General features: G+C 35.7%; 14 protein-coding genes. 3 read left to right on the forward strand and 11 right to left on the reverse strand.

Annotation, left to right across the window (positions count from 1 at the left end; translation table 11 throughout):
* Positions 1-9: 9 nt before the first annotated feature.
* The 11 genes from NOM01_RS05975 to NOM01_RS06025 form a co-directional block, all read right to left on the reverse strand.
* Positions 10-1,368 carry a DUF6056 family protein gene (locus NOM01_RS05975; protein ID WP_255747248.1) on the reverse strand — a complete coding sequence of 453 codons (1,359 nt, stop codon included), beginning with the start codon at positions 1,366-1,368 and terminating at the stop codon, positions 10-12.
* A gap of 14 nt (positions 1,369-1,382) precedes the next feature.
* Positions 1,383-1,871, reverse strand: a complete 489-nt coding sequence (locus NOM01_RS05980; protein WP_255747250.1) for a hypothetical protein — start codon at positions 1,869-1,871, stop codon at positions 1,383-1,385.
* Positions 1,872-1,892: 21 nt separating this feature from the next.
* Positions 1,893-3,323, reverse strand: coding sequence for an oligosaccharide flippase family protein (locus NOM01_RS05985; protein WP_255747253.1), 1,431 nt, complete (start codon positions 3,321-3,323; stop codon positions 1,893-1,895).
* Positions 3,324-3,348: 25 nt separating this feature from the next.
* Positions 3,349-4,578, reverse strand: a complete 1,230-nt coding sequence (locus NOM01_RS05990; protein ID WP_255747256.1) for a glycosyltransferase — start codon at positions 4,576-4,578, stop codon at positions 3,349-3,351.
* Positions 4,579-4,588: 10 nt separating this feature from the next.
* On the reverse strand, positions 4,589-5,752 hold the full coding sequence (cps2T, locus tag NOM01_RS05995) for a beta 1-4 rhamnosyltransferase Cps2T (RefSeq protein ID WP_255747259.1): 1,164 nt from the start codon (positions 5,750-5,752) through the stop codon (positions 4,589-4,591).
* Entirely contained in the window at positions 5,749-7,152 is a 1,404-nt protein-coding gene (locus tag NOM01_RS06000) for a glycosyltransferase (protein ID WP_255747262.1), read from the reverse strand. The genes cps2T and NOM01_RS06000 overlap by 4 nt, the downstream gene beginning before the upstream one ends.
* Positions 7,139-8,476: an O-antigen ligase family protein gene (locus tag NOM01_RS06005; protein WP_255747264.1), complete on the reverse strand. Its 1,338-nt coding sequence runs from the start codon at positions 8,474-8,476 to the stop codon at positions 7,139-7,141. Before NOM01_RS06005 ends, NOM01_RS06000 begins: the two co-directional genes overlap by 14 nt.
* A gap of 26 nt (positions 8,477-8,502) precedes the next feature.
* On the reverse strand, positions 8,503-9,423 hold the full coding sequence (locus tag NOM01_RS06010; protein WP_255747267.1) for a glycosyltransferase family 2 protein: 921 nt from the start codon (positions 9,421-9,423) through the stop codon (positions 8,503-8,505).
* A gap of 57 nt (positions 9,424-9,480) precedes the next feature.
* On the reverse strand, positions 9,481-10,158 hold the full coding sequence (locus tag NOM01_RS06015) for a sugar transferase (protein WP_255747409.1): 678 nt from the start codon (positions 10,156-10,158) through the stop codon (positions 9,481-9,483).
* Positions 10,159-10,178: 20 nt separating this feature from the next.
* Complete coding sequence (galU, locus tag NOM01_RS06020; RefSeq protein WP_255747270.1) at positions 10,179-11,060, reverse strand: UTP--glucose-1-phosphate uridylyltransferase GalU; 882 nt, start codon at positions 11,058-11,060, stop codon at positions 10,179-10,181.
* Between the two features lie 426 nt (positions 11,061-11,486).
* Complete coding sequence (locus NOM01_RS06025; RefSeq protein WP_255747273.1) at positions 11,487-11,735, reverse strand: hypothetical protein; 249 nt, start codon at positions 11,733-11,735, stop codon at positions 11,487-11,489.
* Between the two features lie 398 nt (positions 11,736-12,133).
* Here NOM01_RS06025 and NOM01_RS06030 point away from each other — a divergent pair, with 398 nt between their 5' ends.
* The 3 genes from NOM01_RS06030 to NOM01_RS06040 all read left to right on the forward strand — a co-directional run bounded on the left by NOM01_RS06030 (position 12,134) and on the right by NOM01_RS06040 (position 15,553).
* Positions 12,134-12,793: a potassium channel family protein gene (locus tag NOM01_RS06030; protein WP_304654791.1), complete on the forward strand. Its 660-nt coding sequence runs from the start codon at positions 12,134-12,136 to the stop codon at positions 12,791-12,793.
* Between the two features lie 46 nt (positions 12,794-12,839).
* Positions 12,840-14,189, forward strand: coding sequence for a TrkH family potassium uptake protein (locus tag NOM01_RS06035; protein ID WP_255747276.1), 1,350 nt, complete (start codon positions 12,840-12,842; stop codon positions 14,187-14,189).
* Positions 14,190-15,043: 854 nt separating this feature from the next.
* Positions 15,044-15,553, forward strand: a complete 510-nt coding sequence (locus tag NOM01_RS06040; protein ID WP_255747278.1) for a hypothetical protein — start codon at positions 15,044-15,046, stop codon at positions 15,551-15,553.
* The last annotated feature ends 75 nt before the right edge of the window (positions 15,554-15,628 follow it).

A 15,628-nucleotide genomic window follows, 5' to 3' on the forward strand; every position in this document is an offset into this window, starting at 1 on the left:
GGTAATAAATTAATAAGTAAATAAGAATATATTTATACTCGATAGAGTTGTTAGAAAAATAATACTATATACTATTTTATTATTGATTAAATGATCATCCAACATTTTATTAAATAGGATTATTGAACAGATAACAAATGAAAAATGAATAAATGCAAACGTTCTAAGGTCAGAAACCCATATGGATGGCGAAAAACCCATCATCAATCTTGAAACAAATCCTACTAGTATTATTAATACCGTTAATAACGTAGTTTTACTATTCTCAAACACTAAATATAACGAAATCAATACAGATGTGCTGATCAGGCCTAATAAAATTATTGGTATATAGACCTGTGGAAAAAAGTAGTTTTCAACACTAACATAACCATATTGTGACATTGGTCGAAATATTTTACCTGTTATATTAGGAAAAAGTTGAGTAGTTATCGGACTACACAGTCCAAATGTTATCTGCGACAGGACTGGAATTATCGCAATAACTCTGAATAACTTATCTTTGAACTTATTAAAAACAACTATAGCCAGCAGTGCACTAAATACGAAAAAAGTCAGGTTAGGCGAAAAAATAATATGCGCCAATGAGCTTGAAAAACCTAATTGGAATTTATCAAGATGTGATAGCATTGTATAATCAGGAAAATCATTTTTAATTGTTAAATTTTTTCTTATCAAGTTACCTGGACTGTTTAGAATTAACAATATATTGATTCCAATAATAACTAACTGTATTAGCATGTAAACTGATATTTTTTTTCTGGAAATTACATAGTAAACAAGAAAAGCAAAATAAATAATAAATAATCCAATTGCCATCTGCTCTTGATTAGATCCATAAGCAAGGGCAATCATACATAACAGATACTCATACCATCTAACTTTTTGTTTAAGCAATATTTTTTTTACAGGAATAAATGTTGTAACCGCTAATGAAAGTGTCCACAGATAATTCATTGTTGTTGATGCCCAACCTGCAGTAGCAAGATCTTGGATGGGAAAAATCAATAATGACGCAATAATAAACCAATTTATCTGCCGAGCATTTTGAGGAGTCGCTATTAGTTTTGAGGAAGACACTGCTAACAAGACAAAAAATAAAATGTCCAATATTTTCCAAACTATATAATTAAGATATAAGACGCTTGCTTCCGAAGCCTCAATTGCTAATCTTGAGGACCAGTTTAAATATCTAAACTTAAGCCATGGTAAAAGACTATTGCCGTGTAAAACTGTTGCAAATCCAATATCATCTCGGTTTATTTGCATCATTGCATGGAGAAAAACCATAATTATAGTAAAAACTATTATTGGATAATAATCCCATTGATAGACTTTCAGTAATCCATTATTAATTTTGGATCTCATTAAGCTTAACCCCTTCAGATTATCACTTGTTTATTCGTTCGTATTAAAATATTTTTATTATCGTTTCCATATTTTAAAAGAATGTCATATTTAGATGAATCTAATTTGTTTATCTTTGTTATCGACAAAAATCCACTTTTCGAATAGTCTTCAGCATTCTTAAATTGTTGAGCTACATCCGGCCGACGCATCATTTGTGTCGGAAGTTGGTAACACTTACCTGTTTTAGTATTTCTTAATACTATATTTGTATTGACTGTGTCAATGGATTCTCCTTTAATGAACACCCAGCCTTTGATTTGCAGCGTATTCGAAGATTGATCAATATTTATATTTTCAATATTAAAATTAAATCCATTTGCAGATGTAACACTTGGAGTACCTAAAAATCTAGTTTTACCAATGTTGTTAGCAAGTAAAATTGAAAAGAGAAGGATTAATAAGGACGCACTGACAATACATATCACAACAAACCGTTTTGAAATACTTTCTCTACTTATCACGGTCTACTTACCCCTTTCCAATTATGAATGATTTTCTCCCTTACTCCGAAATTTTTCTTGAACAAATGTTTTAATTTCAATAAACATTTTCCGATCTAAAATTAATACAAATAGCATATAACATAGAACTGAAATCGTCATATAGATAATTGAATTGAAATTAGGAATAAATTTAGCAATAACTAATGTAACCAAAAATGAAAGAACATTAAATTTGATACCATTTAATATAAATAGAAGTCCGCGTTTCATCATGATTGAATAGCCAACTAACAGTCCTAATTCAACAATAATACTAGCTATTGCTCCCCCCATGTAACCATATTCCTTACCTAACAACATATAGCTGCAAATGGCGATAACAAAGCTAATAATCAATACCAGAGTTCTTTTGTACGGCTCACCTTTAGTAGTTATGTAGTCCGCGACAGGATAACTTATAGATTGAAGAATAACAATATATGCTAATATTTCTAGTGCTGGTCCTGCAGATGCATAATTTTGTCCCAGCAAGCTAATAATCCAAAAGTTAGGGCTGACAATAAATGGAATTGATATGGCTATACCGAGGAATGACATTATCTTTAATTCAACCAAAGACAGAGATCTATGTTTGTTATTTAGTTCCTTGTTATTTCCAAGTTTGAAGAGTTTTGGATAGAATGCTACTGCCACTACACCAGGTATTTGATATAAAACTGAAGGAAATTTATACGCTGTTGAAAAATATGCTACATCACTAAGTGGTATAACTTTTGATAAAAGAATTGGACCTAATTGAGGTAATGTCATAATTATTATTCCATTAACAGTGAATGCAAGTAATTGATTTAATATGGCACTGTTCCAACCTCTTCTAATTTTTGAGAAGAACAGAACAAATACTAAAGAAAAAACACCCGTTATTATAAATGCTATTCCATATAAGATGGATATACTTAATATAGACATTTTAGCTAACATTCCATAACCTATAGCACAGCTGTAGGCAATTCCTTGTATGACAATCATTAAAGAGCTTAAACCCATTTTTTCTTTTGCTTGAAAAAATGTTGTGGATACACCAGTTAAAGTAGTTCCGAAAATTGTTGGATATACAATCCAATTAATTATGTCAATTAAATGTTGATTTGTATAAAACGAATGAACAAATACAAATGTAATTACTGATGCAATTATTCCAAATAGAATTCGCAACACTAAATAGTTGCCAAGAAGAACTTCCATGTTGGCCGTCTTTTTTACTGCCTCTCTAATGAAGGTATTTGAAATTCCTGCATCAGAAAAATATCCAGCTACCGTTGAAACAGCAATTGCTATTGCAAAAGCTCCATACTCTTTAGGGCTTGAATATCGAGCAAGTAATATTATCGTTACAGCAGTTATAATACGGATACCCATATTGCCCATTAACAAGTATACGGCATTCTTTAATATTTTCTTGATATTCATAACATAGTCTCCGAATTTTTTTACTTTAGTCCATAAGTTTAAGAATTAATTCACTGTAATGTTTATAACTTTCCTCAACGTTATAATTTTCTGCTATCAATTTCTTCGCACTATCACCAATATCTTGATGAATTGATTTTTTCTTTTTGAGTTGAACAATCGCTTGGATGTATTCTGAATCCGTCTCACAATGTAGGTAATGAACCCCATCAGAAGCAGGAATTCCTTCTATTCCAATTTTATTAGTTAAAACAACGATGCCTGCACTCATTGCTTCCAGTATTTTAATTTTAATTCCTGCACCTACAAATAATGGTGCGACCATACATAGAGAATTCAATAGATATTTTTCTGGATGATCAACAAATCCAGTAATAATTACCTTTTCACTTTTATACCGTAATAAACTATCATTGGGATGCGAACCAACAATCACAAATCTTAGTAAGGGATCCTTTTTGACAAGCTTGTTAAAAACATTCTCAATAAACCATATACAACTTTCATAGTTTTCTGGGCGTGACATAGCACCGTAAAAAACAATATCATTTTCTGTACTTCTAATTGTAGGGAACTTATCTTTCATAAAATGAAAATAAGGAGCCACCACATCAATATTTTGATTATTGATCCCTTTTGCTACAAGTAGTTCTTTATCTTTATAATTCAGTGTAATAACTTGATCTACACTTTTAAGAGCGTTCAATTCAGTATGTAATTCATTAGAATATTTTTTGTGTTTCATTTTTTTCTTTAAGGGATCACTTTCTACCAGACATTTGCGCTTCAAATTTTGAAAAAAAACATCATGTTCAAATGCTACATATTTCGCGTTTGGATAAAAACGCTTCACCTCATTAACAAGAAGAGCTGTTGGAGTCCAAACTAAAATTATAACATCAGGATGATAATCTTCATTTTTTATTTTTTTTAAGATCCGTATTACATTATTTCTAAAAAAGCTGCTAACAATGCCCCCGTACCGATCAAATATATTAACTGTTCGCATTATTCGATCTGGAATTCTTGTTATTCGATGTATAATTTTATTTGATTTTACTGTTAAATTGCAATTAACTTTATAATGTTGCAAATCAAGTTTTGGTACCTCAATACTCTCAGCAAATGTGATTAATCGAACATCAAAGTTATGATCATTATTAAATTTTTTCAAATAAAAATTGTGAATTTGTCCTCCAGCATGACTTACTTTATCGTATGGTGCGTAAGGTGAAATAATAAGCAATTTAATCACAAAAAACACCTCACTTATTTAAGCTTAGAAAAAGATGTTCATACTTACGAACGATAATATCCCAAGAGTAGAAGCCATCAATACGCTGCCTTGCTTTTGCCGCAAAGTGATTAATTTCATTTTCAGTTAAATTGTCTGCTTTTTTTATTATATCAGATAGACTACCACTTTGTTTTGTAAAATAGAGAGCGGCGTCCTCGGCTACTTCCTTATTAAAAACCACATCTAACAATATGTTTATTCTCGTAGAGGAAAGTGCCTCAAGTAATGAAGGATTAGTGCCACCAACCTCATGTCCATGAAAATATCCATACGCCTGTTCGCGAATTTTTTTTAACAGGCTCTGATCATACACCGTACCCACAAATTTAACTCTAGGGTCTTTTTTAAAATTTGTTACTCTAAGTAATTGATCATAAAACTTATTTTTTTCAACATTGGAAATAATAACCAAGTCTTTATTGGATTTAGACTTCATAAATTCTGTAATCATTAATTCATAATTGTTTTCAGGAACAAATCTACCGACTATTAAATAAAACTCATTTGCTGATATCTTATGTTTATTAAACCAATTATTTAATTGAGAATCAGTGTCTGACAACTTTGAAGGTATACAATCTGATCCATACGCAATGAATTCGGTTTTTGGATTATATTCAGAGTAGTCATTCAAAATATATTTTTCAATACCCTTTGAATCACAAATTAGCAAGTCTGCATTTTTTACCATTAATCGTTCTGAAAATTTCCAATACAATCTAATTGGCTTTGACCATTTGCTGCGTTTCCACTCATGTCCGTCAGGATTTACATAGACTTTTATCTCTAATTTTGATAATTTTTCTTTGTAGTAACCAATAAATGGTCCAATTCTACAAGCTAGTATGTAAACAACACAATCACGCAGCTGATTTTTTTGAATATAATCGAAAATTCTTCGCAGACTTAACAGATCATATAGTAGTGCTTTAGCGCTACCAATATTTGGAACCTTAATATTTATCAAATGTACCCCATTATAAACTTGCTCTTCATTGTTATCAGCCAAACATGAGACATAGTATTTAATATCACTACTTTTTTTCCTTGCTGTCAGCTGATCTACAAACGTCTCAAAGCCACCATATCTGGCTGGTATTCCTTTCGAGCCCATTATAAAAATATGTTTCATTTTGAATTATCCTTTTCAATATATTTGTATGTATCAAGTATTCGTTTGACATGATTTTCAATTGAAAAATCAAAATCACCTGAACAAATATTGTTATTCATTTTACTTAAAATATTTCTATTGTTAAGAATTCGTGCAAATACTTGAGTTAGACATTCTGCATTTGGTTCAACTATGAAACCATTGTCATTGTTTTGAACAAAGTCTTTTGCGCCAACTAATTTTGAGATAATTATCGGGACCCCATATGATAGACTTTCAAGTGCTACTAATCCAAATGTTTCTTTCCATAAACTAGGAACAATCACTAGATCAGAATGTTCAAAAATATCACCTTGCTGATTGAATTGATATCGCCCATGATACTTTACATGCTCTGCTATACCTTTCAATGATATTTCTGATCCATTACCATAAACGTTCAGCTCCCAGTTGGTAACTCCTTTATCAAGTAAAATTTTCAGCGCATCACATAGCATAAAAAATCCTTTATATTTTTCAAGAGGCCCAAAATAAGTTATATGTAAAATTGAGTTTTCATCGTATTTTTTGACTTGTCTATTATCTTTAATGTTATAACTGGTAACTGGAATTACTTTTCCTTTTAATGAATAGTAATGCTCATACTCTTCCTTTGTTGTGCTGCTGTTATAAAGTACTAAATCAATTTTTCTAAGTATATCTCCGTAATACATTCTCAATTCACGAAAGTATTGGGCTCTATATTGTAGTAAATTCGGTTTAGAAATATGTGGTTCTTGTAGGGTATTTGGTTCAGAGAATTGTACTCTACTTCTTCTTGATCTAATTGATTTGATCATTGAACTGTTTTTCATTTGTTTATAAAGATGAGATTGCATAATTCTAATTAAAGGTAAACTATAAGAATTTGAATTACAAATTGCACATCCTAGTCCCTCATCATAGTCAATACATGCTTTTGAATCATATTTAAATAAATTTACTGTTGGACAAATACCAAAATAATCATGGGTCGTAAATACCGTTTTAATTCCCAAATTATTTGCTGCATCAAAAAACTCGCAATGAATCCCCATTAAAGTATGTACATGTATTACATCTGGATTAATACTATTTAAAAAATCTTTAAAAAGTTCTTGGTTACTCAATGGTTTCATGAAAGCTGTTGGGTTAATTACCCCACCACGTAAGGGAACCGGGAGTGGATTGACTAATTCAAATACCCAAATTCCCTTAAAGTTTTTATTTTCGCTAATTTTTTCTTTTCCAAATAAGTTTATTTGACCAGGATAAAGAAGGAAAATTTCATGTCCCATTTTTTGCTGGCTAATCATTAGATCTGTTGCATATTTTGTTAACCCACCAGTCCTGTATGGTGGCAAACCTAATGTATAATGCAGTATCTTAATGATGTTCACCTTCTAAATTTCTTGTGCTCTTAATTAAATTCACATTTTCATGGATACCTAAAAGAGAAAACAGAAAAATTAACGTTTCAACATCTTGAATATGCGGAAGAAAGAAAAAAACAACTAGCGAAAATATGACTAAGCAAATATTGAAAAAGCCTAAGTTTTTCACAAATTCATTATGTGCAGACCTAGTTAGTAAAAATGATCGTACGAGTACAGAAAAATAAATTGCAAAATATAAAATTGCACCAATAATACCAACTTCAAAAATCATCAAAAAATATGATGATTCGGTTAGGTGGGGTGCTGCCATGCTAAGCAGTGCCTTAGGACCATTTGTCCCTAAACCTGTTCCAAATGGATGATCCCTAATTGTACTCAATGAATTATTTATAGAAACAATGTGACCGACTGCTGATGTGTCACGTAAAGAAAAAGTCTTATGCATGTATTGAATGAATATCTTTATAATTCCGTAATTTCTAAACACATACAGAAAAACAGCTAGAATTGCTATAATACAGGCACTAATACCAGCAATTTTTTTGTTAAGTCGAAACTTTTTCAATGAATTAATGTTATTTTCAATAAATTTAAAAATCCCACAAATTGCCAATGTCGCTAATATTCCGATCCAACTACTTCTAGAAAAAGTTAAAAACATTGCGATAAAGAATATAGCCAACCCTGCAATAACCAGCCCTTTATTTATGATTATTTTTTTGATCTGTACAATAACCAAAATAATAATCATACCTAGGAAATAAGCAAAAGTATTGGGATAAACAAAGGTTGATGTAACCCTCTGAAAATCTGGGAATCCCGACAAGAAAAAAACATCCCCAAGTTGACCATTATTGCTGGGATACCCTAACCAAACTAAAAATTGAGGTTTTAAAACTAATGATTGAAAAATACCATATATAGATATTAAAACTGTTAAATAAAACAAACCACGACACAATTTATTGTATCGATTGATATTTAAACTAACATTTTTAAACACAAAGTATGATATAAACGGTTCAACATAGATTCTCACATGATACAAGGCAGTCATTTTAATATCTGAAATGACTGTATAGTAGAGAGATACTAGAGTGAACAAGGCAATAAAAAGATACGTCCAATTAATAGAAAAGATACCTTTTTTTGACTTAAGTAAGGAAAAAAAAGTCAGCAAGAAAATAATAAAAAGGTCAATTTCTTTCCAGTATTTAAATACAGTAATATCCCCTAAAATAATAACAAAAAGTATATAGTGTATTGGCAGCAAAAAAAGTAATATAGCTGATAAATAATAACTCCATGGAATATTTCTAATATACATTTGCTTCTCCTTACCTTACCTATCACTCATTTTATTTTATCATTAAGCCCCTTTGTTCCCCTTAAACCATCAATTAAACCTACTACAGAGAAATATGACAATTTGAAGTTTCCTCTTAGAAATCTAAATATTATTTTTCTAATTTCACCTAATGTGTTATAAATAAGCATATAAATTTTAAAAGTGCCCTTTAAATTCTTTTTAAGCATATGCACTTTATTTCTCGTCGTATAGTATATCGATCTTACATTATACTCCATTCCGTCTTTTTCAGTTTTTCTATAAACGGTTAATGACTGAAAATAAACGACATCAAACCCATCAATAATTGCTCGCAGAGCAAGATCATCTTCATCTGAATACATAAAAAAGCTTTCATCAAACATGCCTATTTTATTAATTAGTTTGACATTAATTAATAAAGCCGCACCAAGCAATCTAGATGAAAGTCTTGCTTCATGCCCATATTTGTCAAATTCTAACGAATACTTCGACTCAATTTTTGACCACCATCTAGAGCTGTAATATTGGGTGAAAATTAATTTTCCATTAGTGGATGCAATTCTTGGCCCCATTAATCCTACATTGGGTTTATCCTTGACAAATTCAATCATTTTATTAAGGAACAACTGGTCTTTTACTAAGGTATCATTATTAAGAACCAACATATAATCAGCGCCATCATTTAAAGCAACTTTCATTCCAACATTATTGCCACCAGTATATCCAAGATTTTCCGAATTAATAATTATTGTATGCGTTTTTTCAAATTCATGCTTAAGTTTTTCAGCAGACCCATCGACCGAATGATTATCTAGAATAACAATAGAAAAATTAGGATAATCTAATTTTTCTAGATGATGAATGCACTCAGCAGTGTCGTTATAGTTATTCCAATTTAATACAATAACTACTACTTTAGGGAAATTCACGTTCTCTTTTGTCATTTCATCACTCTTTCAGTCCTTCTAAAAGACAACGAACATACGTGGTTAAAAAATATATTAAAAAGCATCTTTAGCCCTAAAAACTTCAATGAATGTTTTAAGAATAATTTTAATATCAACAAGCAAACTTCGATTCTGAATGTATTTCAGATCAAGTTCAACCATTTCTTCAAAACCTACATCACTTCTACCGCTTATCTGCCACAGACCCGTGCATCCAGGAATCACTAAGAGCCTCTGTTTGTCATATTCAGAGTACTCAACGACCTCTCTAGGAAGTGGCGGGCGTGGTCCAACTAAACTCATATTACCTTTAAGCACATTAACAAGCTGCGGTAGTTCATCAATACTCGTTTTACGTATGAAATGACCAATGCGAGTAATTCTTGGATCATCTTTCATCTTAAACATAGCGCCAGTTGTTTCATTGCAGTCCAAAAGATCACCCAGCAATTCTTCAGCATTCGAGATCATCGATCTGAATTTATATATATTAAATTTTTTTCCATTTTTCCCTACGCGGACTTGTTTAAAAATGACTTTGCCTTTAGGATCTTCCAGTTTAATAAGTAAAGCAACAACTAAAAATAATGGAGACAGTAAGACAAGGCCTATAAATGCCCCAATGATATCTATTGCCCTTTTTGTAACAAGATATCCTCTTTTTTCATTGACTAATTGGTTTTTATACAGAATATCTTCAACAAAGCGTGCTTCGATTTGTGATCTTGGCATAGCCATCGTCTTATCCTCCATCATTCGAGTGGTAGTTTATTATCGTGAAGAATTTTTTCAATCCCCTTAAGAACATCCTTCTGAATGCTCTTGTCTTGCAATGCCATCTCAATGTTCGTCAGAACAAATCCGAGCGTTTCACCCACATCAAAACGTTTGCCTTCGAATTGATACGCATAAACGCCTTGAAGTTCATTCAGTTTCTGAATCGCGTCGGTCAACTGGATTTCTCCGCCTGCACCGATTTCCTTCTTATCAAGGAAGTCAAAAATTTCCGGAGTCAGCACGTAGCGCCCGATAATCGCCATATTGGAAGGCGGATTGCTTTCCGGCTTTTCGACGAACTTGCGCACGTCAAACAGACGGCCATCCTGTGCCTTCGGATCAATAATACCATAACGGTGTGTCTGATTCTCTGGAACTTCTTTCACACCAATGCAAGAGCAACCGGTCTTCTCATATTGGTCCATCAGTTGCTTGATGCATGGAGTCTCCGCTTGAACAATGTCATCGCCGAGAAGGACCGCAAAAGGCTCGTCACCAATGAATTTACGGGCACACCAAACGGCGTGACCCAAGCCTTGCGGCGACTTTTGACGGATGTAGTGAATGTCAATTCGGGATGGTTCACGCACTTTCTCAAGTAAATCTAATTTATTTTTTTGAATCAAATTCTGTTCCAATTCGTATGCAATATCAAAGTGATCTTCGATTGCACGTTTACCTTTACCAGTAACGATAATAATGTCTTCAATACCTGCTTGAACGGCTTCCTCAACAATATACTGGATTGTCGGCTTGTTGACAATGGGAAGCATTTCCTTTGGCAATGCCTTTGTTGCCGGCAAGAAGCGTGTACCTAACCCTGCGGCCGGAATGACCGCTTTTCTGACCTTTTTCATCAAAAAACCCCCTGGAAAGTGGAGACATAGTCTGTTGTTTGTCGTGAAAGCTCTGAGATGTTGTCTCGCTAAGTAATGAGGACATTCTATGTTATCTCTATTAAAAATAAATTAATGGAATGGTTCAAGAACTCAAGATTCTCTCATTATACACTATTCATATGCGCCGTGAAGCTAAAACTCGACATTTTTTGTCTCGTCAAGCTACAAGCATTATAGCATATTTAATCTTATTGAAAAGAGGCAGATTTGGGAAGAAAGTCACGGGAGTTGATTCTAAAGGCATTTATTACATATTGTTGCTCTCTATTTACGATTTGTTTACAAATATGTTTCAAAGTATTGTGCTAAAAATGTCCCATTGTGTCACTGACTTGCACTTGTTAAGCTATTTTCTGCTGAAAATGACTTCATCCAATTTTGATTTTATTCCTCGGATGTGACGTAATACACTTCCTCTTCACGGTGCCAGAACGGTCGTGTCGTCTTGCTATACACACGGTAATTTCCGTAAAGCAATGAGTCGAAGTCAATGAGTTTCAGAGCGTACTTCTCATTGAACTGTTCTGCTGCCTGCTCAATGCTTTTGGCTTGTATCGATGCTATCGGTTTGTTATATGCGTCAGAGATTGTCCTCTTGTCATCGGATTCGTGATAAAACGTGTATACGGCCATTATTGTTCGCTCCTTTATTCTGCAATTGCATGTATGAATCTTTTCTCGCTTTCTCTGTGGAATTCCTTGTAAGCTCGTACACTCGATTAGTTGGGAATCTTGTCAACCCAAGTCATTTCTTGAGACAGATTCTCCGTCTTTTGCGAGCAGATAACCGATGAGACGTGCGGTATTACGGTCTGTGTCCTTTGTCCTGTTTTTGCCATAATCCCGAATTTTGTCAGAAAGTATTTCGTCATTTCGATTTCACTTAAGGTTTTCGCCGTACTCGCAATGCTCTTGGGCTATTTGACAATGATCGTTCTTTCAAATAAAGTAAATGTGACTTTCATGAATTTTTCGGATTATTTTCAGGGTACTTGGACTCTTTTTTGCGCATCCTTTAATAAAGGAAGATTATGATGAACAAACAATTTGCCGTCATCGGTCTTGGTCAGCTGGGCTCAAGCGTCAGCATCGAGCTGAGCAATATGGGCTGCGAGGTCCTGGCGATCGATATTGATTTGGATAAAGTGAATGATTACTCGGATGTCGTGACGCAGGCGGTTCAGGCGGATTCGACCGATGAGAAGGTGCTGCAGGCGCTCGGAATTCGCAATTTCGATCATGTGATCGTTGCAATCGGGCGCAACATCCAGGCGAGCATCCTGACGACGCTGCTGCTGAAGGAATCAGGCGTGAAGGAGATTTGGGCGAAGGCTCAGAATGACTATCATGAGAAGATTCTGAGGAAGCTTGGCGCGGACAAGATCATTCGTCCGGAGGTTGAAATTGGCTATCGAATCGCGCACCTGGCAACCGCGAATAAGATTCTTGATTACATAGAGTTGTCGAAGGACTACAGCATTATTGAAATTGAAGTGACGGATCGGCTGATTGGGAAGTCGATCATGGAAATTGATGTGCGTGCGAATTACGGATGCAACGTAATCGCGATCCGTCGCAACCGCGCGGTCGTTGTCCGCAATATTGGCGAATTGAAGCTTGAGCGCGACGATGTGCTGCTGATTATCGGAAAAAGTGAGGATCTGGAGCGATTTGAGAAAGAGGGCGTCTGATCTTTTTTCTTGCTCTCCTCCTATTTAAGGCAAGGAGTTTGATATGATGCAATCTACGAAGAAAATACTTTCCGCGCTTGACCTCAAGCCCTTCAGATTCAGCCCGCCGCTCTTTCTGTCCATTTTGCTGTTTGTCATTATCGTCATTGGGACTCTGCTTCTAAAGCTGCCGATTTCCACAAGGCATCCGATTTCGTGGCTGGATGCCTTATTTTTATCGACATCCGCTTCGACGGTTACCGGTTTGTCTCCTTTTGAGACCGGTCAGACGTTTACCTTTTTCGGACAGATTGTTCTGATGCTGCTGATTCAGATCGGTGGTATCGGTGTTATGGCGTTCGCCGTGTTTTTCGTTATTTTACTGGGTAAGAAGGTTTCGATTCGGCAGAGGCAGTTGATGCAAGAGGCGCTGAATGTTCCATCAATTGGCGGTGTGATCCGGCTGGTCAGCTGGATTTTAATTTTTTCGTTTGCGATTGAGCTGATTGGGACCTTCTTTCTCGCATTTCGATTTGTGCCTGAATTCGGCTGGGGCAAGGGGCTTTATTATGGTCTCTTCCACTCGATCAGTGGGTTCAACCAAGCCGGTTTTTCGCTTTTTCCCGGCAGCATGAGTCAATATCTTGGTGATCCAATTGTGAATTTGACGATGGTTATGATGATTACGCTTGGTGGGATCGGCTTCACGGTGCTTGCCGAGCTGCTGTCCACACACCGCTATCATAAGCTTTCGCTTCATGCTCAGGTCATGATCACCGGGACTTTGATTATTAATGCGGTGGCTGTGTTGGCGATTTTCATTATTGAGTATGCGAATCCGAATACGTTAGGTCCGCTTAGTCTAGGCGATAAATTCTGGGCGGCGTTCTTTCAAGGTATATCGCCGCGAACCGCCGGTCTAACGACGATTGATCCGGCCGGATTGAGCCAAGCGTCTCTACTGCTTACCATGCTGATGATGTTCATTGGCGCGGGCAGTACATCAACGAGTGGTGGCATCAAACTGACGACGTTTATGATTATCATCGCGCAGGTGTTCACCTTCTTGAAAGGGCGACGCGAGGTTGTGATCAACAAGCGTACGGTCAACCACCAGGTCATTGTGCGGGCGGTGTCGATCATTTCGATTTCTCTGATCGTGGTGCTTGTCGCGTTGTTCTTGCTGTGTTTGTCGGAAAACCAACCGTTTATGGTGATCCTGTTTGAGGTCATTTCGGCGTTCGGTACGGCCGGTGAATCGATCGGAGCTACTGCTCACTTCACCGCCTTCGGCAAAGTCGTGATTATGTGCGTGATGTTCTTCGGTAAGGTCGGTCCGCTGACGTTGGCGTTCTCCGTGACCAAGCGCTCGCATGTGGATATTCGGTATCCGGATGGGGAGATTTATACGGGGTAAGGGAAAACCGCGAGACCCGGTTGTGGAGTCGCGGCTTTTTGATTGGGAGAAGTTCTATGATTAGAGTTAAGGCGCGGCTCGGGTGTTGGGTCGCGGCTTTTTGTGCGTGGATTTGGGTTGGGATTGAGTTCGTGCATAGAGCTGGGGGTTCCGTGCATTGGATTTCTGTTTTCGTGCATTGAACCTACTTGTTCGTGCATAGAACTTGGGCAAAGGATGGAGTTTGTGCATAGCGCTCTGATTTTCGTGCATTGGATCACTGTTTTCGTGCATAGGCTCTGTGTGTTCGTGCATAGGCTCTGTGTGTTCGTGCATAGGATTAGCTCAAGCTTGAGTTCGTGCATGGAGCTAGGGGTTTAGTGCATTGGACTTTGATTTTCGTGCATTGAATTATGATTTTCATGCATTGAACTTGGCCCGGGCTTGAGTTCGTGCATAGCGCTCTGATTTTCGTGCATAGGATTACCTTTTTCGTGCATTGAATCTGTGTGTTCATGCGTAGACTTGGCTCGAACTTGAGTTTGTGCATAGGAATCGGGGTTTCGTGCGTGGGGCATTAATTTTCGTGCATTGGATCACTGTTTTCGTGCATAGGATTAGCTCAAGCTCGAGTTCGTGCATGGAGCTAGGGGTTTCGTGCATTGAATCACTGTTTTCGTGCATAGGATTACCTTTTTCGTGCATTGAATCTGTGTGTTCATGCATAGACCTGGCTTGAACTTGAGTTTGTGCATAGGAATCGGGGTTTCGTGCGTGGGGCATTGACTTTCGTGCATTGGATTACCTTTTTCGTGCATTGATTTGGGCTTTTCGTGCATAGGATTGGATCATAAAGGAAGCTGCGAGACACTGATTTGGATCTAACGGTTTCGGTTGAGATGTACAAAACAGTAAATAACAGTATCATAATCAATGGTTCTCCCAAAAGTCTCTTGTTATGGTACTATTTATTGAAAAGCAATTTTTGGGGTGTTACTATTACGAAAAAAAAATTTAAGATACTAGTGGTCATAACGATTTTATTGATCTGTTATTTTTTATTCGTTAAACCTGAAGTTGTTTTCGAAGAGCAATGTCCTGATAAGCCATATAGCTTAGAGATCGTGAGATATGGTACGGGAATTCTGGATATGAAGATCGCTTTTATACATTACAAAATGAATGGTGAAACTGTTGCCACTAAACAATTGGCTTTTTTTAGTAAATTGGGTAGAGATTTTGATGTTGTATGGGATACCTCTACCGATGATTCTACTCGATGGATTGACAAGAGCGTTCATCTAACTATGACCTACGCCAAAAATTTTCAAGGCGACTTGGGCACTAAAAATGTTGATTTCGATTATAACAGTGTAAAACACTAAAATGGCTTGGAGTTTTCCTCCAAGCCATTTTTAATGAATTTTATTAGGTTATTAATTAGGTTTCTGTCCCTCTCA

The sequence above is a fragment of the Sporolactobacillus sp. STSJ-5 genome (assembly GCF_024385605.1).
GTDB lineage: Bacteria > Bacillota > Bacilli > Bacillales > Sporolactobacillaceae > Sporolactobacillus.

What these genes read in the sequence shown, in the direction of transcription:
- cps2T (WP_255747259.1), bottom strand. Translation starts at nt 5,752, where the DNA reads ATGAAACATATTTTTATAATGGGCTCGAAAGGAATACCAGCCAGATAT.
- NOM01_RS06025 (WP_255747273.1), bottom strand. Translation starts at nt 11,735, where the DNA reads ATGGCCGTATACACGTTTTATCACGAATCCGATGACAAGAGGACAATC.
- NOM01_RS06035 (WP_255747276.1), top strand. Translation starts at nt 12,840, where the DNA reads ATGCAATCTACGAAGAAAATACTTTCCGCGCTTGACCTCAAGCCCTTC.
- NOM01_RS06010 (WP_255747267.1), bottom strand. Translation starts at nt 9,423, where the DNA reads ATGACAAAAGAGAACGTGAATTTCCCTAAAGTAGTAGTTATTGTATTA.
- NOM01_RS06005 (WP_255747264.1), bottom strand. Translation starts at nt 8,476, where the DNA reads ATGTATATTAGAAATATTCCATGGAGTTATTATTTATCAGCTATATTA.
- NOM01_RS05985 (WP_255747253.1), bottom strand. Translation starts at nt 3,323, where the DNA reads ATGAATATCAAGAAAATATTAAAGAATGCCGTATACTTGTTAATGGGC.
- galU (WP_255747270.1), bottom strand. Translation starts at nt 11,060, where the DNA reads ATGAAAAAGGTCAGAAAAGCGGTCATTCCGGCCGCAGGGTTAGGTACA.
- NOM01_RS06030 (WP_304654791.1), top strand. Translation starts at nt 12,134, where the DNA reads ATGATGAACAAACAATTTGCCGTCATCGGTCTTGGTCAGCTGGGCTCA.
- NOM01_RS05975 (WP_255747248.1), bottom strand. Translation starts at nt 1,368, where the DNA reads ATGAGATCCAAAATTAATAATGGATTACTGAAAGTCTATCAATGGGAT.
- NOM01_RS06015 (WP_255747409.1), bottom strand. Translation starts at nt 10,158, where the DNA reads ATGCCAAGATCACAAATCGAAGCACGCTTTGTTGAAGATATTCTGTAT.